The 22,551-nt window shown below is 71.4% G+C and carries 23 protein-coding genes; 13 read left to right on the plus strand and 10 right to left on the minus strand.

The features are described from left to right. The first annotated feature begins 32 nt into the window (after window positions 1-32). A complete protein-coding gene (locus tag Q2K21_RS05640; RefSeq protein WP_310766058.1) occupies window positions 33-1,127 on the plus strand; it encodes a bifunctional succinyldiaminopimelate transaminase/glutamate-prephenate aminotransferase in 1,095 nt (364 codons plus the stop codon). 125 nt (window positions 1,128-1,252) lie between these two features. Here Q2K21_RS05640 and Q2K21_RS05645 read toward each other — a convergent pair whose 3' ends face one another. Next, window positions 1,253-1,699: an ATP-binding protein gene (locus Q2K21_RS05645; protein WP_310766060.1), complete on the minus strand. Its 447-nt coding sequence runs from the start codon at window positions 1,697-1,699 to the stop codon at window positions 1,253-1,255. Window positions 1,700-2,022: 323 nt separating this feature from the next. Beyond that, on the minus strand, window positions 2,023-2,997 hold the full coding sequence (locus tag Q2K21_RS05650) for a heavy metal transporter (protein ID WP_310766062.1): 975 nt from the start codon (window positions 2,995-2,997) through the stop codon (window positions 2,023-2,025). A gap of 95 nt (window positions 2,998-3,092) precedes the next feature. Between Q2K21_RS05650 and dapE the strand changes: the two genes are divergently transcribed. Both dapE and Q2K21_RS05660 read left to right on the plus strand, forming a co-directional pair. After that, on the plus strand, window positions 3,093-4,172 hold the full coding sequence (gene dapE / locus Q2K21_RS05655) for a succinyl-diaminopimelate desuccinylase (RefSeq protein WP_310766064.1): 1,080 nt from the start codon (window positions 3,093-3,095) through the stop codon (window positions 4,170-4,172). A gap of 153 nt (window positions 4,173-4,325) precedes the next feature. Continuing rightward, a complete protein-coding gene (locus tag Q2K21_RS05660; RefSeq protein ID WP_310766066.1) occupies window positions 4,326-5,084 on the plus strand; it encodes an LOG family protein in 759 nt (252 codons plus the stop codon). A gap of 260 nt (window positions 5,085-5,344) precedes the next feature. Here the strand turns inward: Q2K21_RS05660 and folP are convergent, their stop codons facing one another. Further along, the gene (gene folP, locus Q2K21_RS05665; protein ID WP_310766068.1) at window positions 5,345-6,205 is read right to left on the minus strand and encodes a dihydropteroate synthase; all 861 of its coding nucleotides are present in this window, start codon (window positions 6,203-6,205) and stop codon (window positions 5,345-5,347) included. A 152-nt stretch (window positions 6,206-6,357) separates the two neighbouring features. Between folP and Q2K21_RS05670 the strand changes: the two genes are divergently transcribed. Both Q2K21_RS05670 and Q2K21_RS05675 read left to right on the plus strand, forming a co-directional pair. Then, window positions 6,358-6,705 (plus strand): DivIVA domain-containing protein, encoded by a 348-nt coding sequence (locus Q2K21_RS05670; protein ID WP_310766070.1) that lies wholly within the window; start codon window positions 6,358-6,360, stop codon window positions 6,703-6,705. Next, window positions 6,702-7,286 carry a DNA-3-methyladenine glycosylase I gene (locus Q2K21_RS05675; protein WP_310766072.1) on the plus strand — a complete coding sequence of 195 codons (585 nt, stop codon included), beginning with the start codon at window positions 6,702-6,704 and terminating at the stop codon, window positions 7,284-7,286. The genes Q2K21_RS05670 and Q2K21_RS05675 overlap by 4 nt, the downstream gene beginning before the upstream one ends. A gap of 123 nt (window positions 7,287-7,409) precedes the next feature. Here Q2K21_RS05675 and chcB read toward each other — a convergent pair whose 3' ends face one another. Continuing rightward, window positions 7,410-8,213, minus strand: a complete 804-nt coding sequence (chcB, locus tag Q2K21_RS05680; RefSeq protein WP_310766074.1) for a 2-cyclohexenylcarbonyl CoA isomerase — start codon at window positions 8,211-8,213, stop codon at window positions 7,410-7,412. A 373-nt stretch (window positions 8,214-8,586) separates the two neighbouring features. On the opposite strand from chcB, the gene Q2K21_RS05685 reads away from it, so the two are divergent. Continuing rightward, the gene (locus Q2K21_RS05685; protein WP_003966491.1) at window positions 8,587-8,754 is read left to right on the plus strand and encodes a DUF3117 domain-containing protein; all 168 of its coding nucleotides are present in this window, start codon (window positions 8,587-8,589) and stop codon (window positions 8,752-8,754) included. 104 nt (window positions 8,755-8,858) lie between these two features. Here Q2K21_RS05685 and Q2K21_RS05690 read toward each other — a convergent pair whose 3' ends face one another. After that, a complete protein-coding gene (locus Q2K21_RS05690) occupies window positions 8,859-9,557 on the minus strand; it encodes an O-methyltransferase (protein ID WP_310780650.1) in 699 nt (232 codons plus the stop codon). A 225-nt stretch (window positions 9,558-9,782) separates the two neighbouring features. Here Q2K21_RS05690 and sigE point away from each other — a divergent pair, with 225 nt between their 5' ends. The 5 genes from sigE (at window position 9,783) to Q2K21_RS05715 (ending at window position 15,291) form a co-directional block, all read left to right on the plus strand. Continuing rightward, a complete protein-coding gene (sigE, locus tag Q2K21_RS05695) occupies window positions 9,783-10,484 on the plus strand; it encodes an RNA polymerase sigma factor SigE (protein WP_310780652.1) in 702 nt (233 codons plus the stop codon). After that, window positions 10,481-11,467 carry an anti-sigma factor family protein gene (locus Q2K21_RS05700; RefSeq protein ID WP_310766335.1) on the plus strand — a complete coding sequence of 329 codons (987 nt, stop codon included), beginning with the start codon at window positions 10,481-10,483 and terminating at the stop codon, window positions 11,465-11,467. Before sigE ends, Q2K21_RS05700 begins: the two co-directional genes overlap by 4 nt. 549 nt (window positions 11,468-12,016) lie before the next feature. Next, window positions 12,017-13,741, plus strand: a complete 1,725-nt coding sequence (locus Q2K21_RS05705) for a S1C family serine protease (RefSeq protein ID WP_449343599.1) — start codon at window positions 12,017-12,019, stop codon at window positions 13,739-13,741. Window positions 13,742-13,940: 199 nt separating this feature from the next. Beyond that, the gene (locus tag Q2K21_RS05710; RefSeq protein WP_310766343.1) at window positions 13,941-14,393 is read left to right on the plus strand and encodes a sec-independent translocase; all 453 of its coding nucleotides are present in this window, start codon (window positions 13,941-13,943) and stop codon (window positions 14,391-14,393) included. 241 nt (window positions 14,394-14,634) lie between these two features. Beyond that, entirely contained in the window at window positions 14,635-15,291 is a 657-nt protein-coding gene (locus tag Q2K21_RS05715; RefSeq protein ID WP_310766346.1) for a hypothetical protein, read from the plus strand. 211 nt (window positions 15,292-15,502) lie between these two features. Here the strand turns inward: Q2K21_RS05715 and Q2K21_RS05720 are convergent, their stop codons facing one another. The 3 genes from Q2K21_RS05720 to Q2K21_RS05730 are packed head-to-tail and all read right to left on the minus strand — an operon-like array spanning window position 15,503 to window position 18,523. Further along, window positions 15,503-16,636 carry an Mrp/NBP35 family ATP-binding protein gene (locus Q2K21_RS05720; protein ID WP_310766349.1) on the minus strand — a complete coding sequence of 378 codons (1,134 nt, stop codon included), beginning with the start codon at window positions 16,634-16,636 and terminating at the stop codon, window positions 15,503-15,505. Window positions 16,637-16,680: 44 nt separating this feature from the next. Further along, window positions 16,681-17,256 (minus strand): DUF1003 domain-containing protein, encoded by a 576-nt coding sequence (locus Q2K21_RS05725; protein ID WP_310766352.1) that lies wholly within the window; start codon window positions 17,254-17,256, stop codon window positions 16,681-16,683. Then, a complete protein-coding gene (locus Q2K21_RS05730) occupies window positions 17,246-18,523 on the minus strand; it encodes a magnesium transporter MgtE N-terminal domain-containing protein (protein ID WP_310766356.1) in 1,278 nt (425 codons plus the stop codon). The genes Q2K21_RS05725 and Q2K21_RS05730 overlap by 11 nt, the downstream gene beginning before the upstream one ends. Window positions 18,524-18,697: 174 nt before the next feature. On the opposite strand from Q2K21_RS05730, the gene Q2K21_RS05735 reads away from it, so the two are divergent. Continuing rightward, entirely contained in the window at window positions 18,698-19,462 is a 765-nt protein-coding gene (locus tag Q2K21_RS05735; protein ID WP_310766359.1) for a hypothetical protein, read from the plus strand. A gap of 310 nt (window positions 19,463-19,772) precedes the next feature. Here Q2K21_RS05735 and Q2K21_RS05740 read toward each other — a convergent pair whose 3' ends face one another. Beyond that, window positions 19,773-20,306, minus strand: coding sequence for a hypothetical protein (locus tag Q2K21_RS05740; protein WP_310766363.1), 534 nt, complete (start codon window positions 20,304-20,306; stop codon window positions 19,773-19,775). 37 nt (window positions 20,307-20,343) lie between these two features. Then, window positions 20,344-21,459, minus strand: a complete 1,116-nt coding sequence (locus Q2K21_RS05745) for a magnesium and cobalt transport protein CorA (RefSeq protein WP_310766365.1) — start codon at window positions 21,457-21,459, stop codon at window positions 20,344-20,346. A 500-nt stretch (window positions 21,460-21,959) separates the two neighbouring features. Here Q2K21_RS05745 and Q2K21_RS05750 point away from each other — a divergent pair, with 500 nt between their 5' ends. Beyond that, a complete protein-coding gene (locus tag Q2K21_RS05750; protein WP_310766368.1) occupies window positions 21,960-22,544 on the plus strand; it encodes a suppressor of fused domain protein in 585 nt (194 codons plus the stop codon). Window positions 22,545-22,551 lie beyond the last annotated feature (7 nt).

Below are 22,551 nucleotides of genomic sequence, written 5' to 3' on the forward strand. Positions count from 1 at the left end.
GCCCGACGTTCCAGAAAGTGAGCCCGATCCCCGTGTCCGCAGTCTCCGACCGCCTACCGACCTTTCCCTGGGACAAGCTGGAGCCGTACAAGAAGACGGCCGCCGCTCACCCGGGCGGGATCGTCGACCTGTCCGTCGGCACGCCGGTGGACCCGGTCCCCGAGCTGATCCAGAAAGCGCTGATCGCCGCGGCGGACTCCCCGGGCTATCCGACCGTCTGGGGCACGCCCGAGCTGCGGGATGCGATCACGGGCTGGGTGCAGCGCCGCCTGGGCGCCCGTGACGTCACCCACCGCCACGTCCTGCCGATCGTCGGCTCCAAGGAGCTCGTCGCCTGGCTCCCGACCCAGCTGGGCCTCGGCCCCGGCGACACGGTCGCATACCCGCGCCTGGCCTACCCCACCTACGAGGTCGGTGCCCGCCTGGCCCGCGCGGACCACGTGGTCTACGACGACCCGACCGAGCTCGACCCGACGAACCTGAAGCTCCTCTGGCTCAACTCGCCGTCGAACCCGACGGGCAAGGTGCTGGGCAAGGAGGAGCTGACGAGGATCGTCGCCTGGGCCCGTGAGCACGGCGTGCTGCTGTTCTCCGACGAGTGCTACCTCGAACTGGGCTGGGAGGCCGACCCCGTCTCGGTCCTGCACCCGGACGTGAACGGCGGCTCGTACGAGGGCATCGTGTCGGTCCACTCCCTCTCCAAGCGCTCGAACCTGGCGGGCTACCGCGCGGCCTTCCTGGCCGGTGACCCGGCGGTCCTCGGCCCGCTCCTGGAGATCCGCAAGCACGGCGGCATGATGACGTCGGCGCCGACGCAGGCGGCGGTGGTGGCCGCGCTGGGCGACGACACGCACGTGCGTGAGCAGCGCGAGCGCTACGCGGCCCGCCGCACGGTCCTGCGCGACGCCCTCCTGAAGCACGGCTTCCGCATCGAGCACAGCGAGGCGAGCCTGTACCTGTGGGCGACCCGCGGAGAGTCCTGCTGGGAGACCGTGGCCCACCTCGCCGACCTGGGCATCCTGGTCGCCCCGGGCGACTTCTACGGCCCGGCGGGCGAGAAGTTCGTACGGGTGGCTCTGACGGCGACGGACGAGCGCGTCGCGGCGGCGGCGGAGCGCCTCGGCTGACCGCGGTCGCTACGGTGCCCGCCGGCCGACACCGGGCACCGTCCCGGCGAAGTCCAGCTGAAGCAAACGCGAGCGGAGGGTCCAGGGAGCAGCTCCCTGAACCCTCCGTCATACGAGCCCCAGGCTCAGCCACCCAACGGCAGCCCACCCTGCAGCGGCAGCTGAGGACCCGACTTCGCGGTGTCACCGAGCAGCCCCCCGGCCTGCCCCGCCGCGTCCCCGGCCACCTTCTTCGCGATCGGCGTCGCCGTCCTGCCGACCTTTCCCACGGTCTTGCTCGCGGCCGGCACCGCCTTCTTGACTGCCTTGCCGCCGGCCTTGACCGCCTTGTCGCCCGCGTCACCCGTGATCCCGGTGACCTTCTCGGCCGCACCGTCGACCTTCTGCGTCGCGCCGTCGACGGTGCCGGCGACCGGCGCGTTGTCCAGGGCGGTCAGCCCACCGAGGTGCGGGGTGGCCGGCAGATCGGCCGTCGCCGCGCAGGCGGAGCCGGCCGCACCGACCACGGGCGCCGCTCCCGCTGCGATCAGCAGCGCGGCACGGGCGATCCGGCGGGTCAGGGGGAGGGACATGATGCTCCTTAGACGGGAGAGAACGGTGAAGTGTCCGACCGTGCCCGGGAGTTGATCGTTCGGGCTCGGACGCAGTGACTACCGCTCGAAACCCGCGAAGGTTGCGGTGGCCCGACGTAAAGAGTTGGTAATGCGTCGCATTATCGGGTGGGGATGAAATCGGGCAAACGGCGCCCGGCCGGAGAGCCTGCCGAATCCTTACAGCTCTTTGCTCGCAAGGGCTTCGGTCGATATCGACGTGGCCGCACAAAGAACGGCGCGCCTCGTCATCGAGGCGCGCCGCGCATAACCCCGAAGGGCGAGGGGTCGCACTGCTGCCCGAGCTACTTCCCGGGGACGATACGGACCACGGAGGCCGACGCCTTCCCGTCGGTGCCACCGGTCGTACGCCACTCGTTCGCAGAACCTCCACGCGACCACTCGCGGCCGGCGTAGGAGACGTGCGCGATGTGCAGCGCCGACGAGTTGGCCACGGCCCAGTGCGCCAGCTCCCAGCCGCGCTCGCGGACGGTGCCCGAGGCGGTGGACTTCCGGGGCACCGGGACCGTCACCGCGTCGCCGGCCGACTTCGCCGTGGCTGTGGCCGTGGCTGTGGCCGTGGGGGACGGTGACGGTCGCTCGGCGTTCACCTCCGCGGAGGCCGTCTGCAGCACATCGCGCCCGAAGTCCCGTACGAGCGCGGCCCGTACCGCGTCCGAGCCCGGGGTGCCGCTCGGTGCCGGGCGGCCCTCACAGGTCAGGGTGGCCGCCGCCCGTCCGGTGAGCGCGGCGGCGAGCAGCGCGGCGTCCGACTCGTGCTTCGCGTACGCCTCCGGGTAGCCGCTGCGCTGTACGCGCTGCGCGGCGACGGTCAGCGGCAGCCCCGTGTAGTGGGGCACCTTGGCCAGGTGCTCGTAGAAGACGCCCGCCGCGTACGTCGGGTCCATGATCTGCTTCTCGGTGCCCCAGCCCTGCGACGGGCGCTGCTGGAACAGGCCGAGCGAGTCACGGTCGCCGTGCTCGATGTTGCGCAGGCCCGACTCCTGGAGCGCGGTCGCGAGCGCGATGGTCACCGCGCGCTCCGGCATGCCGCGGGTGGTGCCGACCGCGGAGATCGTCGCCGCGTTGACCGCCTGCTCCGGCGTGAACTCGTACGACGCTCCGTCACCCTTGCCCGAGACGACCCGGCATCTCGGGGCACCCGTGCCGGTGAGGTACTGGACGGCGAGATAGCCCGCGAGGGCGAGCAGGACCACGAAGGCCGCCCCGAAACGGAGGAGGCGGCCACGGCGCTTGGGAGTGGGGGACGGCTCTGGCACGCGTACAAGGTACTGGAGGTACCTGGGGGTGATGCCTGAGGCTGTGGACAACTCGTGTGGCGGGTGCCGCGGACCGGCGCGCTAGGGTCGACACCATGGCCGATACGCTCCTTGACCTCACGCTGGACGCCGCGCGGCTCACCGCGCAGCTCGTCGACTTCCCCTCCGAGAGCGGCAGCGAGAAGTCCCTCGCGGACGCGATCGAAGCCGCGCTGCGCGCCCTGCCGCACCTGACGGTCGACCGGTACGGCAACAACGTCGTGGCCCGGACGGACCTGGGACGGCCGGAGCGCGTCATCCTGGCGGGTCATATCGACACGGTCCCGATCGCGGACAACGTGCCCTCCCGCCTGGACGAGGACGGCGTGTTGTGGGGCTGTGGCACCTGTGACATGAAGTCGGGCGTCGCGGTCCAGCTCCGTGTCGCGGCGACGGTCCCGGAGCCCAACCGCGACCTCACGTTCGTCTTCTACGACAACGAAGAGGTCGACGCACACCTCAACGGTCTGAAGCATGTGGCCGAGGCCCATCCGGAGTGGCTGGAGGGCGACTTCGCGGTGCTGCTGGAGCCCTCCGACGGCCAGGTGGAGGGCGGCTGCCAGGGCACCCTGCGGGTCCTGCTGAAGACCAAGGGCGAGCGGGCCCACTCGGCGCGCAGCTGGATGGGCTCGAACGCCATCCACGCGGCGGCCCCGATCCTGGCCAGGCTGGCCGCGTACGAGCCGCGGTACCCGGTGATCGACGGTCTGGAGTACCGGGAGGGCCTGAACGCGGTCGGCATCTCGGGCGGGGTGGCCGGAAACGTGATCCCCGACGAATGCGTCGTGACGGTCAACTTCCGCTACGCCCCGGACCGGACCGAAGAGGAGGCGGTCGCACACGTCCGCGAGGTGTTCGCGGACTGCGGGGTGGAGGAGTTCGTGGTGGTCGACCACAGCGGTGGCGCACTGCCCGGCCTCTCGCACCCGGCCGCCGCGGCGTTCATCGAGGCAGTTGGTGGCACCCCCCAGCCCAAGTACGGCTGGACGGACGTCTCCCGCTTCAGCGCGCTCGGCGTCCCGGCCGTCAACTACGGCCCCGGCAACCCGCACTTGGCGCACAAGCGGGACGAGCGCGTGGAGACGGCGAAGATCCTCGCCGGGGAGGAACGTCTGCGGGCCTGGCTGACGTCCTGACCTTGCCGCTGACCGTGGGGACGGCGGTCCACGGCGGACATGCACACGTCCCCCCTCCGTAACCCGCGTAGATCTACGCTGGGGTGGAACGACCTTCCCCGAGCTCTCGGCCTGGCTCGAGCAGGGGAGACCCCTATCGCGGAGGGAGCCCAGATGCCTACCGGCAATCCCGAAGGCAAGAAGGTGCCACCGGATGAGCAGCGGCTCGGCCCCGTGCTGCGCAGGCGGGGCCAGGTGATGCGGAGCACCACGGACCAGCGACTGCTGGACGAGCGTGCTCCCACGGACTGGGTCCACACCGACCCGTGGCGAGTCCTGCGTATCCAGTCGGAGTTCATCGAGGGCTTCGGCACCCTCGCCGAACTCCCGCCCGCGATCAGTGTGTTCGGCTCGGCCCGTACCCCGGTGGACTCGCCCGAGTACGACGCGGGCGTGCGGCTCGGACGTGCCCTGGCGGAGGCGGGCTGGGCGGTGATCACGGGCGGCGGCCCGGGCGCGATGGAGGCGGCGAACAAGGGCGCCTGCGAGGCGAAGGGGATCTCGGTCGGGCTCGGCATCGAGCTGCCCTTCGAACAGGGCCTGAACCCGTACGTCGACATCGGTCTGAACTTCCGCTACTTCTTCGTCCGGAAGATGATGTTCGTGAAGTACGCGCAGGGCTTCGTGGTCCTGCCCGGGGGGCTGGGCACCCTGGACGAGTTCTTCGAGGCCCTGACCCTGGTCCAGACCCAGAAGGTCACCCGCTTCCCCATCGTCCTGTTCGGCACGTCGTTCTGGGGCGGCCTGGTGGACTGGATCAAGAACACCCTGGTGGCCCAGGGCAAGGCCTCGGAAAGGGATCTGCTCCTGTTCCATGTGACGGACGACGTGGAGGAGGCGGTGGCCCTGGTCTCGAAGGAGGCGCAACGTTAGGCGCTCGCGCTGAGCCGACGCGGAGGGGCTGACAAATCAGCCCCTCCGGCGTTTGAGGAGCGGGGGGGCGGCCCCCGAAAAGGGGGTCTGGTGCGGAGCCCCAGCGGGGTCTGGGGCGGAGGCCCGGGAGGGGTGTAGGGGACGCAGTCCCCGCGGGGGTGCAGGGGGCGGAGCCCCCGGCGGGGTTGAAGGGGCGGAGCCCCTGGAGGATGGGACGGGTAGGGGCGGCGGGGGCGAGAAACCCTCGCGTGGCCGCCCGACTAGGCGAGCCCCCGCCGCGCCACCGCCGGCACCCGGTGCCCCGCGATCGACGCCACCATGTCCAGCACCTGCCGCGTCTCCGCCACCTCGTGCACCCGATACACCCGTGCCCCCAACCACGCCGAGACCGCCGTCGTCGCCAGCGTCCCCAACACCCGTTCCTTCACCGGCTTGTCCAGCGTCTCGCCCACGAAGTCCTTGTTGGACAGCGACACCAGCACCGGCCACCCCGTGGCGACCATCTCGTCCAGCCGCCGTGTCGCCTCCAGGCTGTGCCGCGTGTTCTTCCCGAAGTCATGGCCCGGGTCGATGAGGATCGACTCGCGCGGCACGCCCAGAGCCGCCGCCCGCTCGGCCAGCCCCAGCGTCACCTCCAGAATGTCGGCCATGACGTCGTCGTACGTCACCCGGTGCGGCCGCGTCCGCGGCTGTGATCCCCCCGCGTGCGTGCACACCAGCCCCACCCCGTACCGCGCCGCGACCTCCGCGAGCCGCGGATCGACCCCGCCCCAGGCGTCGTTGAGCAGATCCGCCCCCGCCTCGCACACCGCCTCGCCGACCTCGTGCCGCCAGGTGTCCACGCTGATCACCACATCGGGGAAGCGACGCCGCACCTCGGCGACGAAACCGACCGTCCGCCGCGCCTCCTCCTCGGCCGTCACCTCTTCCCCCGGCCCGGCCTTGACCCCGCCGATGTCGATGATCGCGGCGCCCTCCCGCACCGCCTGCTCCACGCGCGCGAGGGCGGGTTCGTCGCGGAACGTGGCCCCTTGGTCGTAGAAGGAGTCCGGGGTCCGGTTGACGATCGCCATGATCACCGGCTCGTGTGCGCCGAATTCCCGCCTGCCCAGCCTGAGCATCCCCTGTGACCTCTCCCAGTACGTCCTGATCCTTGACCGCCTGCGACCTTAATCGTCAGTGGCGCATGGCACGATCGGACCCATACACATTCGACATCGGCATTTCCGCGTCGGCGCGCAGCGCGCCGGCACCGAGCGTGGGGACCTCAGTGATGTTCATGTTCTTGTTCCTGGTCGTCGCGCTCGCCGTCGTGATCGCCGCGGTGACCCTGGCCGTGGTGGGCGGCGGCGAGAGCGCCCCCCTGCCGGAAGCGGCGCCCGAGCGGCTCGATGACCCGCTGCCCCCGGACCGGCCGGTCGACCGCGCGGACATCGATGCCCTGCGTTTCCCGCTCGCCCTCCGCGGCTACCGCATGGCAGACGTGGACGACGCGCTCGGCCGTCTCGGCGCCGAGATCTCCGAGCGGGACGCCCGTATCGCCGATCTGGAAGCCGCTCTCGCCGGCGCCCGCGCGGCAGGGCCCGCCACGGACGAGCGGGCCGAAGGGGACCACCAGTGAGCGGCGCGGCCGTGGCGGGACCGGACGGGTTGCTGCGCTGCCCCTGGGCCCTGTCCACCGAGGACTATGTGGCGTACCACGACGAGGAGTGGGGCCGCCCGGTCCACGGAGACGACGCGCTGTACGAACGGCTGTCCCTGGAGGCCTTCCAGTCGGGCCTGTCCTGGATCACGATCCTGCGCCGCCGCGAGGGCTTCCGTGCCGCCTTCGCCGACTTCAGGATCGTCAAGGTGGCCGCCTTCACGGACGCCGACCAGGAGCGGCTGCTCGCCGACCCGGGCATCATCCGCAACCGCGCCAAGATCGAGGCGACGCTCGCCAACGCGCGCGTACTGGCCGATTGGGCACCGGGCGAGCTGGACGAGCTGATCTGGTCGTACGCCCCCGACGGGGCGTCCCGCCCTGCCCCGAGGACCCTCGCTGACGTCCCGGCGGTCACCGACGAGTCGACGGCCCTGTCCAAGGCCCTCAAGAAGCGCGGCATCCGCTTCGTCGGCCCCACGACGGCGTACGCGTTGATGCAGGCGTGCGGCCTGGTGAACGACCACTTGGAGACGTGCGCGGCCAGGAGCGCGGCCTAGGGTCTGTCCGGCAGGCCCTGGGCCCAGGGCCCGGCCGCGGGCCGTCGAGGTCGACGCGGCGGGGGAGGGGGAGGGAGTCCGGGGGCACGGCCCCCGGTACACCCGGCCCGGCCCAGCCGGTCCTCAGCGCCCCAGATACTTCGGCTTCTCCTTGTTGACGAACGCCCGCACCGCGATCGTGTGGTCCTCCGAGGCGCCCGCGCGGGTCTGCAGCTCGTCCTCCTTCTCCAGGGTCTCGTCGAGGGAGTGGGAGAGCCCGTGGGCGAGGGACTCCTTCAGCGCGGCGTACGCCAGCGTCGGCCCCTCGGCCAGCGAGCGGGCCACCTTCTCCGCCTCGGCCCGCAGTTCGGCCTGCGGGACCAGCCGGTTCGCGATCCCCCACTCGTACGCCTGCTGCGCGCTGATGCTCCGCGGGAAGAGCAGCAGGTCCGCGGCTCGGGACGGGCCGACGACGCGGGGCAGCGTCCAGGAGATGCCGGAGTCCGCGGTGAGCGCGACCCCGGCGAACGACGTGTTGAAGGCCGCCGTGTCCGCGACGATCCGGTAGTCCGCGGCGAGCGCGAAACCGAAGCCCGCCCCGGCCGCGACCCCGTTCACGGCGGCGACCACCGGCTTCGCCGCTCCGGTCAGCGCCCGCACGATCGGGTTGTAGTGCTCCCGGACGGTGCTCATCACCCCGCTGTCCGAGCCCGACTCCTGGGCCTGGAGCAGCCCGATGTGCTCTTTCAGGTCCTGACCCACGCAGAACGCCCGGTCCCCGACCGCGGTCAGCAGGATCGCCCGTACGGAATCGTCGGCCGCCGCCTCCTGTGCAGCGTCCCGGAAGGCGACCTTGGCCTCGATGTTCATCGCGTTCATCGCCTCGGGCCGGTTCAGCGTGATTGTCGCCAGTCCGTCGCTCACCTCGTAGAGCACGGTGTCGGCCATGGTGGTCCCCTCCGGTGTCGCGGCTCCGTCGTACCGGTCGGTACGCCCTGCGTCCGAAGGACAGCATGGCGGAGATCACGAGTCGTGGAACGGACCCGACGTGTGACCTGCGTCAAAGAATTCGCGTTCGTATCCGGTCGGCGGATGTCCGTGTGGCGGCGCAGTATCACAGCCACATCGCCGAATTGAGTGGTTTTGCTCGCGCGTGTTGCCCAAGCGATGCCGACTGATGTTGGTCATCGGGTCCTGAGATGCGGGATAATGGCTTGGAAGCAATGTGTTCGATGCCGGTGTCGCGTGTCCTGTGAGGGATCACGTGCCCTTCAAGGGGCCGTCGGCAGACGATGAGCTGGTTTCAGGAAGGGGAACGAGCATGGCGGCCATGAAGCCGCGGACGGGCGACGGCCCGCTCGAGGTGACCAAGGAGGGGCGGGGCATCGTCATGCGCGTTCCGCTCGAAGGCGGCGGTCGGCTCGTCGTCGAGCTGACCCCTGATGAGGCCGACGCGCTTGGCGACGCCCTCAAGAAGGTCGTCGGCTGACGCGCAAGCGACCCCAGCCTTCGGCTGCCCCGGCATCGTACGCGGTGCCGGGGCAGCTGTTTTTCCAGGGGGGTGCGGTCCTCACGTGCGCGCCCCGCGCGGTCTCAGCGCTTGACCGCGCACAGCAGCCCTTCGCCCACCGGGAGCAGGGAGGGTACGAGGTCCGGGCTCTCGCGGACCGTGCGCAGCAGTTCCCGCAGCCGGAGGACTTCGGTGGGCTGCGGCCCCGAGTCCACCGTGCGGCCGTTGGCGAAGACGCCCTCGAAGACGACGAGGCCCCCCGGGCGCAGCAGGCGCAACGATTCAGCGAGGTAGTCGAGGACCTCGAGCCGATCGCCGTCGCAGAAGACGAGGTCATAGCCGACGTCCGCGAGCCGGGGCAGTACGTCCAGGGCGCGGCCCGGGATGAACCGGGCGCGGTTGCTCGCGAAACCGGAGGCGCGGAAGGCCTGGCGGGCGAACTGCTGGTGCTCCGGCTCCGGGTCGACCGTGGTCAGCACGCCGTCCGGTCGCATGCCGTGCAGCAGATGGATCCCGGAGACGCCGCATCCGGTGCCGATCTCCGCCACCGCCTTCGCGTCCACGGTGGCGGCGAGCAATCGCAGCGCGGCGCCCGCGCCGGGCGACACCGAGCGCAGCCCCGCTTCCCGGGCCCTCTCGCGGGCCCAGTGCAGCGCGTCGTCCTCGGCGACATAGGCGTCGGCGAACGCCCAGCTCGTCTGCCGGTTGCCGGTAATGACCCTCTCCTGTCCCCGTGCTTGCCTGGGCGTGACTGTATCCGTTGACGGCGGGAACCCGCAGATGGGACCAGACGTTTAGGAGGGTGGGAAGAGCAGCGGGGGAAGGACGGGGGGAAACGGATGGATCTGGACCTCGAGCGAGTGCTCACGCAGCCGCATCAGCGCACATCAAGTTCTCTTAAAACCGCTTATCCGGAGCTAACGGGCGAGGTGGCTATGGTAGGGGCTCCACTGGACACCACCAGAGCCAACAGGGGAGGTGCGGCTGCGCCTGTGGATCGGGGAGGAGTGCTACGGCGCCTCCTCAGGTCGTCGGGTGAGCCGAAATCCGTGACTGACATCGCTGACAACCACCACGCTGCCGAGACCGTGCAGACCGCGACCTTCGCCACCGACGCGGACTCACAGGCGTGGACTCCGCCCACCTGGGAGGAGATCGTCAGCATGCACAGCGGCCGGGTCTACCGGCTGGCGTACCGCCTGACCGGCAACCAGCACGACGCCGAGGATCTGACCCAGGAAGTCTTCGTCCGGGTCTTCCGCTCCCTGTCGACGTACACGCCTGGCACCTTCGAGGGCTGGCTGCACCGCATCACGACGAACCTCTTCCTGGACATGGTGCGCCGCAAGCAGCGCATCCGCTTCGACGCGCTCGGCGAGGACGCGGCCGAGCGGCTGGCCAGCCGTGAGCCGACCCCTCAGCAGGTCTTCAACGACGCGCACTTCGACGCGGACGTCCAGCAGGCCCTCGACACGCTCGCGCCCGAGTTCCGCGCGGCCGTCGTCCTCTGCGACATCGAAGGACTGTCGTACGAGGAGATCGCCGCGACCCTGGGCGTCAAGCTCGGTACGGTCCGGTCCCGTATCCACCGCGGCCGCTCGCAGCTGCGCAAGGCCCTCGCGCACCGCTCGCCGGAAGCCCGTGCAGCCGAGCGCCGCTCCTTGGTGGCCCGTGTCCCCGCGCTGGGGGGAGGGGGCGCGACCGCGTGAGTGGATCCCGTCGCCCCACACCGGCAGAGCAGCACCTGGGAGACCGTCTTTCCGCCCTGATCGACGGAGAGCTCGGTCATGAGACGCGCGAGCGCGTGCTGGCCCATCTGGCCACGTGCGCGAAGTGCAAGGCCGAGGCCGACGCACAGCGCCGACTGAAGAGCGTCTTCGCGGAGGCGGCCCCGCCGCCTCCCTCGGAGAGCTTCCTGGCCCGCCTTCAGGGCCTGTCCGCGGGAGGTGACGTCGACGGCGGTGGCACGCCGCTCGGCGGGGGAGGCTTCGGCAGAAGACTTGAGGGAACCGCCGGGCTGCCCGCGGGCTCCGGCGTCTTCGGAGTGAGGGGCGAGCCCTTCAGGTACGTCCCGTCGGTGCCGCACGCGGCGGCGCTGTCCCCTTCCGAGGGTCCGACCCTCTCCGGGGACCGCGGCTTCCGCACCCACCCCGTCGGCCGTCATGATGCCGAGCGGTCGGCCTCGCGCGGGCTGCGGTTCGCGTTCGCCGCCGCGGGCGCGGTGTCACTGGCCGCGATCGCGCTCGGCGGGATGTCGTCGGGCGTCACGACCGACGCGGGCGCGGAGGCACGCGGCGGTTCGGGCGCCGGAAGCAATGTGACCCCGATGCGTTCACCGGGCACCGGCGGTGCCACGGCGCCCGAGAACCAGCGCCGGCGGTCCACCGGACCACTGCTCGGACAGCGGACGCTCGGCGAGGCTTCCGTCGCCTCGACGGAGGCGTCGGCCCCGCTGCTGCCGGGTGCCCCGGGTGTCCAGGACATCTCGGAGATGCGCGCCCTGACTACCCCCCTGGTGGCCGGAGTCGCCGCGATGTCCCCGCTCATACGACCGCTCGCCGAGACCCCACCGGTCACGCTGACCTCCTGGGCGACCGCCCCTGAGATCACGGCTCCCGGGCTGCTGGCCGCGCCGGTGCCGACCTCGTCCGCCACCCCGTCCCCCACACCCTCCTCGCACACCGCCCGCTGACCCGGCGTCTGCGCGGCGGCCCTGGAACCTGGTTGAATCCATGGTGGGCCGCGCTCGCGGGAGCGATCCGGGCGCGGAATCGACAATCCAGCGGCGACCGTCGGCGCCGTCGTGCCGCGGGCCGGGTGTGAGGAGAGCATGAACGAGGGGGACTTCGAGCTGGAGCGTCCGGTGTCGGTGCGGCCTGTGGGCGGTGCCGTGGGGGAGGCGGGGTCCCAAGGGTCCGATGCTGGAGGCGACTTCGAGCTGGAGCGTCCGGTATCGGTGCGGCCTGCGGGCGGTGCCGTGGCCGACACGGAGCCCGAACCGTCCGACGCTGTGCCGGTCGTGTCCGAGGGTGCTGGTGCCGCCGGTGCCGCCGGTGCCGCGCAGGAACGTTCTGTTGAGGTGAGCGCCCCCCAGCCGGGCGGCGACGCGCACGCAGCCCCTGACGACCGCCCCAGGCCCCTCCACGACCCCGACCCCTACGGCACCCCGCCCTACGGTCAACCGGGTCCCTGGGCCCCCGCTCCGCCCGTCCAGCACCCGGCGACGACACACGCCCACGGCATGGCACCCCCGCCGCTTCCGGCACACGGCGCGCCGATCCCCGCGGCACCCGCGCCGCCAGGCGTGCCAATCCCTCCGGCACCTGCGGAACCGGGCGCGCCCGTCCCTCCGGCGCCTGCGTCGATGGACGGGCCGATCCCTCCGGCGCCTGCGTCGATGGACGGGCCGATCCCTCCGGCGCCCGCGCTGCCGGGCGCGCCTATCTCTCCGGCGCCTGCGTCGATGGACGGGCCGATCCCTCCGGCGCCCGCGCTGCCGGGCGCGCCCATCTCTCCGGCGCCCGCGCCGGCGGACGGGCCGATCCCTCCGGCGCCCGCGCTGCCGGGCGCGCCCATCCCTCCGGCGCCCGCGCCGGCGGACGGGCCGATCCCACCGGCACCCGCGCCGACAGACGCGCCGATTCGCGGCGCGGCGGAGCCCAGCGTGTCGATTCCCGGCATGCCCGTGCCTGCCCCGGCCGTCCCGGCGGCCCCGCCCGGCGTACCGCCCGCGCCGGCAGCTCCCGTGCCGGCCCCCGCCCCGTACCCCGCCACCCCCTGGCAGAGCTACGACCCCTGGGCACCCCGAGCCCCCTTCCAGCAGACCGGCGCCGCCGTCGCCACCCAGGAGCAGCGGCGCAAGCGGGGCAAGAGGGTGCTCGTGGTCGGGGCCGTGCTGATCGCGCTGGTGGCCGGCGGCGTCGGCGGTGTCGTCGGTGCCGCGCTGGAGCGGAACAGCGAGACCGGGGACGTCCGGCTGCCGCAAGCCGGGGTCGAGCCCAAGGGCCGCCCCCGGGACAGCGTCGCCGGGATCGCCGCACGGGCGCTGCCCAGCGTCGTCACCCTGCACGTCAAGGGCACCGAGGCCGCAGGCACCGGCACCGGGTTCGTCCTCGACGAACGCGGACACATCCTCACCAACAACCACGTCGTCGAACCCGCCGGAGCCGGTGGCGAGATAACGGTGACGTTCAACAGCGGCGAGACGGCCAAGGCCACCGTCGTCGGCCGGGACACCGGCTACGACCTCGCCGTCGTCAAGGTCAGCGGTGTCCACGGCCTGCGGCCCATGCCCCTCGGTAACTCCGACAACGTCCAGGTCGGCGATCCCGTCGTCGCCATCGGCGCGCCCTTCGACCTGGCCGGCACCGTCACCTCCGGGATCATCAGTGCCACGGAACGGCCGATCACGGCCGGGGGCGAGAAGGGCGACGGCAGCGACGTGTCGTATGTCGACGCCCTGCAGACCGACGCCCCGATCAACCCCGGCAACTCCGGCGGCCCCCTCCTCGACTCCAAGGGCCGGGTCGTCGGGATCAACTCCGCCATCCGGTCGGCCGACAGCGGCTCGGACAAGAGCGGCCAGGCGGGTTCCATCGGGCTCGGCTTCGCCATCCCGGTCAACCAGGCCAAGCGCGTCGCCGAGGAGCTGATCAACACCGGTAAGGCCACCCACCCCGTGATCGGTGTCACCCTCGACATGAACTACACGGGGGACGGCGCCCGCGTCGACGCCAAGGGGGCCGGCGGCGGTCCCGCGGTCAACCGGTCGGGCCCCGGCCACAAGGCCGGCATCAAGCCCGGCGACGTCATCACGGAGGTCGACGGCGTGCGCGTCCACTCAGGCGAGGAGCTCATCATCAAGACCCGCGCCCACCGCCCCGGCGACCGCCTGGAGCTGACCGTCGTCCGTGACGGTGCGGCAAGGAAGATCACGCTCGTCCTCGGTTCCGCGGACGGCAATTGACACCAACCTCACAGGGACGGGTCCGAAACCCGTCCCACAAGGCAAACATCCCGGAAAACCCGCCGCGTACACGCGGACGGGGCGCCCGGACAGTACCGGTCCGGCGGGAACGCCGGGTACCGTGGACCCGGCCCGGACCACGGAAGACCCGCACAGACCACCGAGGGCCGAGGACCGAGGACATCGCAAGGAGCTTCAGGTGTTCAATGACATAGGACCGCTCGAGCTGGTCACGCTCGTTGTCCTCGCCGTGCTCGTCTTCGGTCCGGACAAGCTCCCGAAGATGATCCAGGACGTCACGCGCACCATCCGCAAGATCCGCGAGTTCTCCGAGGGCGCCAAGCAGGACATCCGGAACGAGCTGGGTCCGGAGTTCAAGGACTTCGAGTTCGAGGACCTCAACCCCAAGACGTTCATCCGCAAGCAGCTGGACAACGACGACCTGGGGCTCAAGGAGATCCGCAACGGCTTCGACCTGAAGAAGGAGATGGCCGAGGTCACGGACGCGGTCCACGGCCGCGACTCCGAATCCTCGCCCTCGTCCTCCTCCTCGTCGACCTCCGGTGCCACCGGCGGCACCGTCGACATGACGAAGAGGCCCGAGAAGGCCGCCCCCGACGAGCGCCCGCCCTTCGACGCGGACGCTACCTGAGCCGTAGGCGGACGCCACCCGCGCCCACTCTGCTCGCCGGGTGACGTGACGCAGGTCATACGTCCGACCGGCGTGCGCGTGGCCCCGTAGCGACGTGCAGGGGGCCGTACGCGCCGGGCGTTTCCCTGCTGCTCTGAGCGCTGTGGCTATGCTGCCCAGTTGTTGTGCGGACCATTTGTGAGCGAGGACGCCCGTGGGGGGCGGGCCGCTCGGGTCCGACGAGAGCGAGGAGGCGTCCGAGATGGAGACGACGAGTCGGGTGGGCGCGCAGGCGCCGGCCGCGGAGGGCGGAGCGCAGCTTCCCTTCGCCCGGCGCACGGTCGACGGCTATCTCCAGGCGTCCTTCCCGTGGTACGGCCTCGACGAGGCGTTCACGGGCCCGCGCTGGCTGATGCAGGTGGGTACCGCGGCCGACGGGGTGGTGGAGCACGGTTCGATCGGGCACGGCGACGAGCCCTCCGTGCGCAACGAGGCCACCGAGGACAAGGAGCGGTTCGCGGTCGTGGTCACGGTCGCGGCCAACCCCGACCGGCGCAGTGCGGACGGCACGGGCCTGCTGGAGGCCACGTCGGTCTCCTCCGCGGCCTGGCTCGCGGGCGTGGGGCTGCTGTCGTTCACCTGGCCCGGCCAGCTGGACCACACCCTGCGGGACGACTGGCTGGAGCAGCAGACCGAGACGGCGTGGGTTCTCGCCGACGACCTGGCCGGCCCCGACTGGTCCGCTCTGACCCTGCCCGTGGACGGCGTCCCGACGCCCTTCCACTACCGCGAGTCCGAGTTCGGCTGGGTACTCGCCGGGTCGACGCAGGCGGGGGTGCACGTGGGGGCGTACGGAAGAGGCATGAGCGCGTACGGCCTGGGCTTCGCGGTGGTCAAGGACATCTCCGCGTACGCCTAGTCGGGCAGTCACATACGCCTGGTCCGGCAGCCAGGGTCACGACGACGGCAGCCAGGGTCACGACGACGGCAGCCGCGGTTACGACGACGGCAGCCGCGGTTACGACGACGGCAGCCGCGGTTACGACGACGGCAGCCGCGGTTACGACGGCGGGGGCGCCGTCCCACACGGGCGGCGCCCCCCACGGTCGTACGAGACGGTCGTACGAGCCCTAGAACTTGTTCTTCGGCGTGATCCCCAGCGACAGGCCCGACAGGCCCCGCTGGCGACCGCCCAGCTTGCCCGCGATCGAGCGCAGGGCCGAGCCCGCCGGGGAGTCCGGGTCCGTCAGGACCACCGGCTTGCCCTCGTCGCCGCCCTCGCGCAGCCGGACGTCGATCGGGATGGAGCCGAGGACCGGGACCGTCGCGCCCGTCGTACGCGTCAGACCGTCCGCGACCATCTGGCCGCCGCCCGTGCCGAAGACGTCCACCATCTCGCCGCAGTGCGGGCAGGGCAGACCGGACATGTTCTCGACCACGCCCACGATCTTCTGGTGGGTCTGGACGGCGATGGCGCCCGCCCGCTCCGCGACCTCCGCGGCCGCCTGCTGCGGGGTGGTCACCACCAGGATCTCCGCGTTCGGGACGAGCTGGGCGACCGAGATCGCGATGTCGCCCGTGCCCGGCGGGAGGTCCAGAAGCAGGACGTCCAGGTCGCCCCACCACACGTCCGCGAGGAACTGCTGGAGGGCGCGGTGGAGCATCGGGCCGCGCCAGACGACCGGCGCGTTGCCCGGGGTGAACATGCCGATCGAGATGACCTTCACGCCGTTCGACTGCGGCGGCATGATCATGTTCTCGACCTGGGTCGGGCGGCCGTCCACGGCCAGCATGCGCGGCACGCTGTGGCCGTAGATGTCGGCGTCCACGACGCCCACCTTGAGACCGTCGGCCGCCATCGCCGCCGCCAGGTTCACCGTCACCGAGGACTTGCCGACGCCGCCCTTGCCGGACGCCACGGCGTACACCCGGGTCAGGTTGCCCGGCTTGGCGAACGGGACCTCGCGCTCGGCCTGGCCGCCGCGCAGCGCGGTCGCCAGCTCGCGGCGCTGCTCGTCGCTCATCACGTCGAGCGTGACGTCGACGCGGGTGACGCCGTCGACCCGGGAGACCGCGTCGGTCACACGCTTCGTGATCGTGTCGCGCATGGGGCAGCCGGAAACCGTCAGGTACACGGTGACCGCAACCGCTCCGTCCGCGCCGATCTCCACCGATTTGACCATCCCCAGTTCGGTGATGGGTCGGTTGATCTCGGGGTCGTTCACCGTCGCCAGTGCCTCGCGCACCGCGTCTTCCGTAGCCATAAGCACGATGGTACGGCGCCCGGCGGGGGCCGCGGAAAGCCCCGTCAGCGGTCGTCTACATCACGTCTGCCCGCCCGTTCCGCCGGGAATACGCCATGCCCGTCGGGGCGCCGCAGCCCGTCCAGCTCCTTCACGAAGTCCTGGAGCTCGGAGCGGATCCAGTCGCGGGTGGCGACCTCGCCGAGGCCGGTGCGCAGCGCGGCGATCTCCCTGGTCAGGTACTCGGTGTCCGCGATGGACCGCTCGTTCTGCTTGCGGTCCTGTTCGAGGTTGACCCGGTCGCGGTCGGCCTGCCGGTTCTGCGCGAGCAGGATCAGCGGGGCGGCGTAGGAGGCCTGGAGGGACAGCATCAGGGTCAGGAAGATGAACGGGTACTGGTCGAAGCGCAGGTGAAGCGGTGCGGCGACGTTCCACACCACCCACAGGATGATGACGACCGTCATCCAGACGATGAACCGTCCGGTGCCGAGGAAGCGTGCGATCCGCTCCGAGAGGCGTCCGAAGGCCTCCGGATCCCACTCGGGCAGCAGTCGGGTGCGGCGCGGCTGCGGCTGGTCGAGCCGGAGGCGGCGGGTGGCGGCGGTCGCGCCGGAGGGGGACTTCTCGCGCTCAGGTGCCATGGGTGGCCCCCTCGTCGTCCAGATGGAACTCCGTCTCGCGCCAGTCCTCGGGCAGCATGTGGTCCAGTACGTCGTCCACGGTCACCGCGCCGAGCAGCGAGCCGGACTCGTCGACGACGGGCGCCGCGACCATGTCGTACGTCGCGAAGAACCCGGCCACCACGGGCAGCGCGGCGTCCGGGGCCAGGGGCTGGAGGTCGTCGTCGAGGATCGAGCTGACGAGCGTGTACGGCGGGTCGCGCAGCAGCCGCTGGAAGTGCACGGTCCCCAGATACTTCCCGGTCGGCGTCTCGTCCGGCGGGCGGCAGACGTACACCTGGGCGGCGAGTGCGGGGGAGAGGTCCTGGTTGCGGACCCGGGCGAGCGCGTCGGCCACGGTCGCGTCGGGCCGCAGCACGATCGGCTCGGTGGTCATCAGGCCGCCCGCGGTCTTCTCCTCGTACGCCATCAGACGGCGCATGTCGGCCGCGTCGGCGGGCTGCATCAGGCTGAGCAGCCGCTCCTGTTCCTCCTTCGGAAGCTCGGCGAGCAGGTCGGCGGCGTCGTCCGGGTCCATCGCCTCCAGGACGTCCGCGGCGCGTTCCTCCTTGAGCTTGCCGAGGATCTCGATCTGGTCGTCCTCGGGGAGCTGTTCGAGGACGTCGGCCAGACGGTCGTCGTCGAGGGCGGAGGCGACCTCGGCGCGGCGCTTGGCGGAGAGGTGGTGCAGGACGTTGGCGAGGTCGGCGGGCCGGAGTTGTTCGAAGGTGGCCAGCAGGCTCTCGGCGCCCTGTCCCTGCTCCAGGGAGAACCCGGTGACGGCGGACCATTCGACGGTCAGCGTCTCGCCCTTGCTGCGGCGGAAGGCCCCGCCCTTCCCCTTGCGGACGAAGACCCGGTCGACCTCCCAGTCCCGGCGGGCCGGCAGCTGGTGCACCGAGAGGTCGAGGACCGTCACCTCCTCGCCGGTCTCGACGAGCCTGGCGCGCAGGTCGAGCAGTTCCCCGAAGACGAGCCGCTCGGTGGGGCGCTGCTCGAAGCGGCGGACGTTCAACACTCCGGTGGTGATGACCTGGCCGGACTCGACGCCGGTGACGCGCGTCATGGGCAGGAATATGCGGCGGCGGGTGGTGAGTTCGACGACCAGGCCGAGCAGCCGCGGCGGCCGCCGTCCGACGCGCAGCATGACGACCAGGTCGCGCACGCGTCCCACCTGATCGCCGCTGGGGTCGAAGACGGCGACTGCGGCCAGGTGCGAGACAAAGATGCGAGGGGCGCTTGCCGCCATGCCCGCGCCTCCTGTTCCTGCCGTTTTGTCCGCTCGGATCGGCTTCAGGCTAGCCCGTCCCGGTGCGGTACGCCCTGGGGAGCGGTGCGGACGGACTGGCTCCGGAAGGCCTCGCGGGCACCGGTACTCTGCGGTACGCCGATGAGGACACCCGCATGAGAGGCAGCCCCACCTGTGACTGCAATTCCCCAGGGCCGTACCCGCAGGGCCGCACTGGTGAGCGCGATGTGCGCACTGGTCGTGACGGGAACAGCGCTGACGGGGTGCAGTAGCGGCGACCCGGACGCCGGGACGAACGGGCTGGGGAAGCTGTCGGCCGCCACGATCCAGAGCCGGACGCGTACGGCGGCGAAGTCGGCGCCGACGGTGCGGCTGTCCGGGACCGTGGTGAGCAACGGCAGCACGTACACGCTGGACATGCGGCTCAAGGGCGACGGGGGCACCGGGTCGGTCACCTCGAAGAGCGGCACGTTCCGGCTGTTGCGGGTGGGCGAGCATCTGTTCCTGAAGGCCGACGCGGCGTTCTGGTCCCACGAGGACGGCAAGGGGGGCTCCGACGACTCGCCGACCTCGCAGGCTGCGGCGAGCAAGCTCGAGGGGATGTATGTGAAGGTGCCGGCGGGGGACCCGGCCTACAAACGCTTCAGCGGCTTCACCGACAAGGACGTACTGCTGGACGGGCTGCTCACGCTGCACGGCGCGCTGGCGACGGACGGCCGCCATGAGCAGAACGGCGTCCGCACGATCCGCATCACCGGCGACAAGGGCTCGGGCGGCACGCTGGACGTCTCCCTGGAGGGATCCCCCTATCCGTTGCGGCTGGTCCGCGCCGGCAATGCGGGGACGCTCCGCTTGTCGGACTGGGGGAAGGACTTCGCCCTGGCAGAGCCACCGCAGAAGGAGACGGTGGACTACGGCAAGCAACTGCCGTCTTCTTAGCTGTCGCTGTCGTTGCAGCCGGGTTCCCGGCACGGGGGCTGGGCGGGGGGACGCTGCGCAACCCGGCGCTACGGGGTGCCGCTGCGCCCACCCGTGCCGCCCCAGCGGCACGACTGCCCGCAGCGGTGGTGGCGGGGCTGCCTTCAGCGGTGGCGGCGGGGTTGCCTGTAGCGGCGGGCGCTGCTGCCTACAGCGGTGCTGGCGGCGGCTGCCTACAGCGGTGGTGGCGGGGTTGCCTATAGCGGTGGGCGCTGCTGTCTACAGCGGTGGTGGCGTGGCTGGCCGTAGCGTGTCCGCAGTTGGGCAGTGGTCAGCGACGCTTGCGTCGGAGCAGGCGCGGCAGTGCCGCCGGGATCGGGCGGCGGGTCGTCGCCGGGCTCGGGACCGGCGGCGCGGCCTGGGAGTCGGACGGCAGCGCCGCCGTCGTACCCCCCGGCTCCAGCCGCAGCACCCGGCACTCCCGGCGCCACCGCTCCGGCATCTCCTCGCCGTCGGGCGCGTTCAGCCGCTTGCCCTTCAGTTCGGCGACCGCGCCCTCCCACTCGGGCGACCCCGGCGCCAGCTCGACCACCGTCGCGGGCCAGGTGACGATCCGGCCGCCCTTGTCCTTGCTGCGGACCGTGACGACCGCGTGCCCGCCGTCGACCAGGCCCGGCAGCGGCTGCTCGCCGGGGCCGTCGCCCACCACGCACACCGCGCCCTCGTGCCACACGTGCCACAGCGCACGCGCGGGCGCGCCCCGGTCGCCGCCGTCGACGGCCGACGCCCCGCCCTGGACCCAGATCAGCCCGGACTTCTTCGTGGCCTCCTCGACGAGGGCCCGGTCGAGCAGCTCGCTTGTCATGCGCCCAGCCTAGTGGGCCCTCCTGGCGGCCCCCCGGTCACAGCCAGCCGTTCCGCTTCAGTGTGCGGTGGATGCCCAGACAGAGGGCCACCGTGATGCTCATGATCACCGGGTAGCCGTACTTCCAGTGCAGTTCCGGCATGTACTTGAAGTTCATGCCGTACACCCCGCACACCATCGTCGGCACGGCGATGATCGCGGCCCACGCGGTGATCTTGCGCATGTCCTCGTTCTGCGCGACCGACGCCTGCGCGAGGTTGGCCTGGAGGATCGAGTTCAGCAGCTCGTCGAAGCCCACCACCTGCTCGTGCACCCGGGCGAGGTGGTCGGCGACATCGCGGAAGTACTTCTGGATGTCGGGGTCGATCAGCCGCATCGGCCGCTCGCTCAGCAGCACCATCGGCCGCAGCAGCGGCGTCACCGCCCGCTTGAACTCCAGTACCTCACGCTTGAGTTGGTAGATGCGGCTGGCGTCCGTGCCCCGGGGCGTCCCCTTTCGGCCGGGCGAGAACACCTCCGTCTCCACCTCGTCGATGTCGTCCTGCACCGCGTCCGCCACCGCGATGTATCCGTCGACGACGTGGTCGGCGATCGCGTGCAGCACGGCCGAGGGTCCCTTGGTCAGCAGTTCGGGGTCGTCCTGCAGCCGGCGCCGCAGCGCGCGCAGCGAGCCCTGCCCGCCGTGCCGCACCGTGATGAAGAAGTCCCGCCCGGTGAAGCACATGACCTCGCCGGTCTCGACGACCTCGCTGTTGGCCGTCAGCGCGTCGTGGTCGACGTAGTGGATGGTCTTGAAGACGGTGAAGAGCGAGTCGTCGTACCGCTCCAGCTTCGGGCGCTGGTGCGCCTGCACCGCGTCCTCGACCGCCAGCGGGTGCAGCCCGAACTCGCTCGCGATACCGGCGAATTCGGCCTCGGTCGGCTCGTGCAGACCGATCCACACGAAGCCTCCGTCGCGCCGTACCAGCCGCATCGCCTCGTGCGGGGACAGCGGCTTCTGCGTCTCGACGCGGACGCCGTCGCGGTAGACGGCGCAGTCGACGACGGCGGACGGCGTCGCGGGGTCGCGCGTGGTGTCGTACGTGCCGGCGTCCTTGCGCAGCGAGGGGCGGGACGGGCGGACCACGGCGCGCAGGTCACGGATCATCGACATGGCAGGCTCCTTCGCAACGAGCAGCGAAAGGCGCCGGGGACGGGTGGAACTGCCCGGAATGGGGACGTCCTGACAAGGCGTCTCCCTGCGTTTCCCGCAGGGAAAAAGGTTTGGCACGTCCACAAAGCGGGGAGCACCGCACCGTCGCGGTGGCGGGCTTCGCTACTGATTCAGATCAGACAGATCAGGCAAAACGAAACGAAGTGCTCTTCCGTGGTGACGCGAGCGCGAGAGGTGGCGACCAGCCGGAGCCAGAACAGCTACATCAGCGGCCGGAAGAGCGGGTGGTACTGCACGGTCGACTTCGATCCATAACAGCCCCACCTCCTCCGGCCAGTCCCTTGGGAGGGACGATCCATTCCCCGTAGGGGAGTCTCACGGCGTCGGGACTCGATCGCGACGCTTCTGCGTGCTGCCCCGAATCACCGGGCAAGAGTATCAGCCGACCGAAGTGTCAAGGCGCCGCTTTGCCGGGTGCTGACGAGTTCTATGCTCGCCGCATGGCTGATGTTCTTCCTCTGGTCGAGGCCCGGTTGCGCACCGCGCTGGGTGAACCGGACGCGCGTGCCGCGGTCACCTTCCTCGGCACGGACCGTATCGAGGTGCTGCGTTTCCAGGAGGGGGACGTCGTCCGTTACGCCACGCTCGGCATGTCCGCCCAGCCCATGACGGACCCCACGGCGATGCTCGCCGACCCCGTCAAAGGACCGCGCGTCGAGCTGATCCTCTCCGTCCGCGGTGGCGTCGCCGACACCGACAAGGTGCTCCGCCCGCTCGCCGTGCTCGCCGCGTCCCCGCAGGTCGAGGGTGTGGTCGTGGCTCCGGGTGCCTCCCTCGACGTCGGCGAACCCCTGTGGCCGGGCGCCCCGTTCACCTCGGTCCTGGTCGCCGAGCCGGGCGGCCTGGTCGAGGACCTCGAACTCGACGAGCCCCTCGACCCCGTACGGTTCCTGCCGCTGCTCCCGATGACCCCGAACGAGGCCGCCTGGAAGCGGGTGCACGGAGCCCAGGCCCTCCAGGAGCGATGGCTGACGAACGGGACGGACCTGCGGGACCCGTCCCGCACGTCCGTCCCTCTGGAGTGACCGATGT

Origin of the sequence: Streptomyces sp. CGMCC 4.7035 (assembly GCF_031583065.1) — a bacterium.
Taxonomy (GTDB): Bacteria; Actinomycetota; Actinomycetes; order Streptomycetales; family Streptomycetaceae; genus Streptomyces; species Streptomyces yaanensis.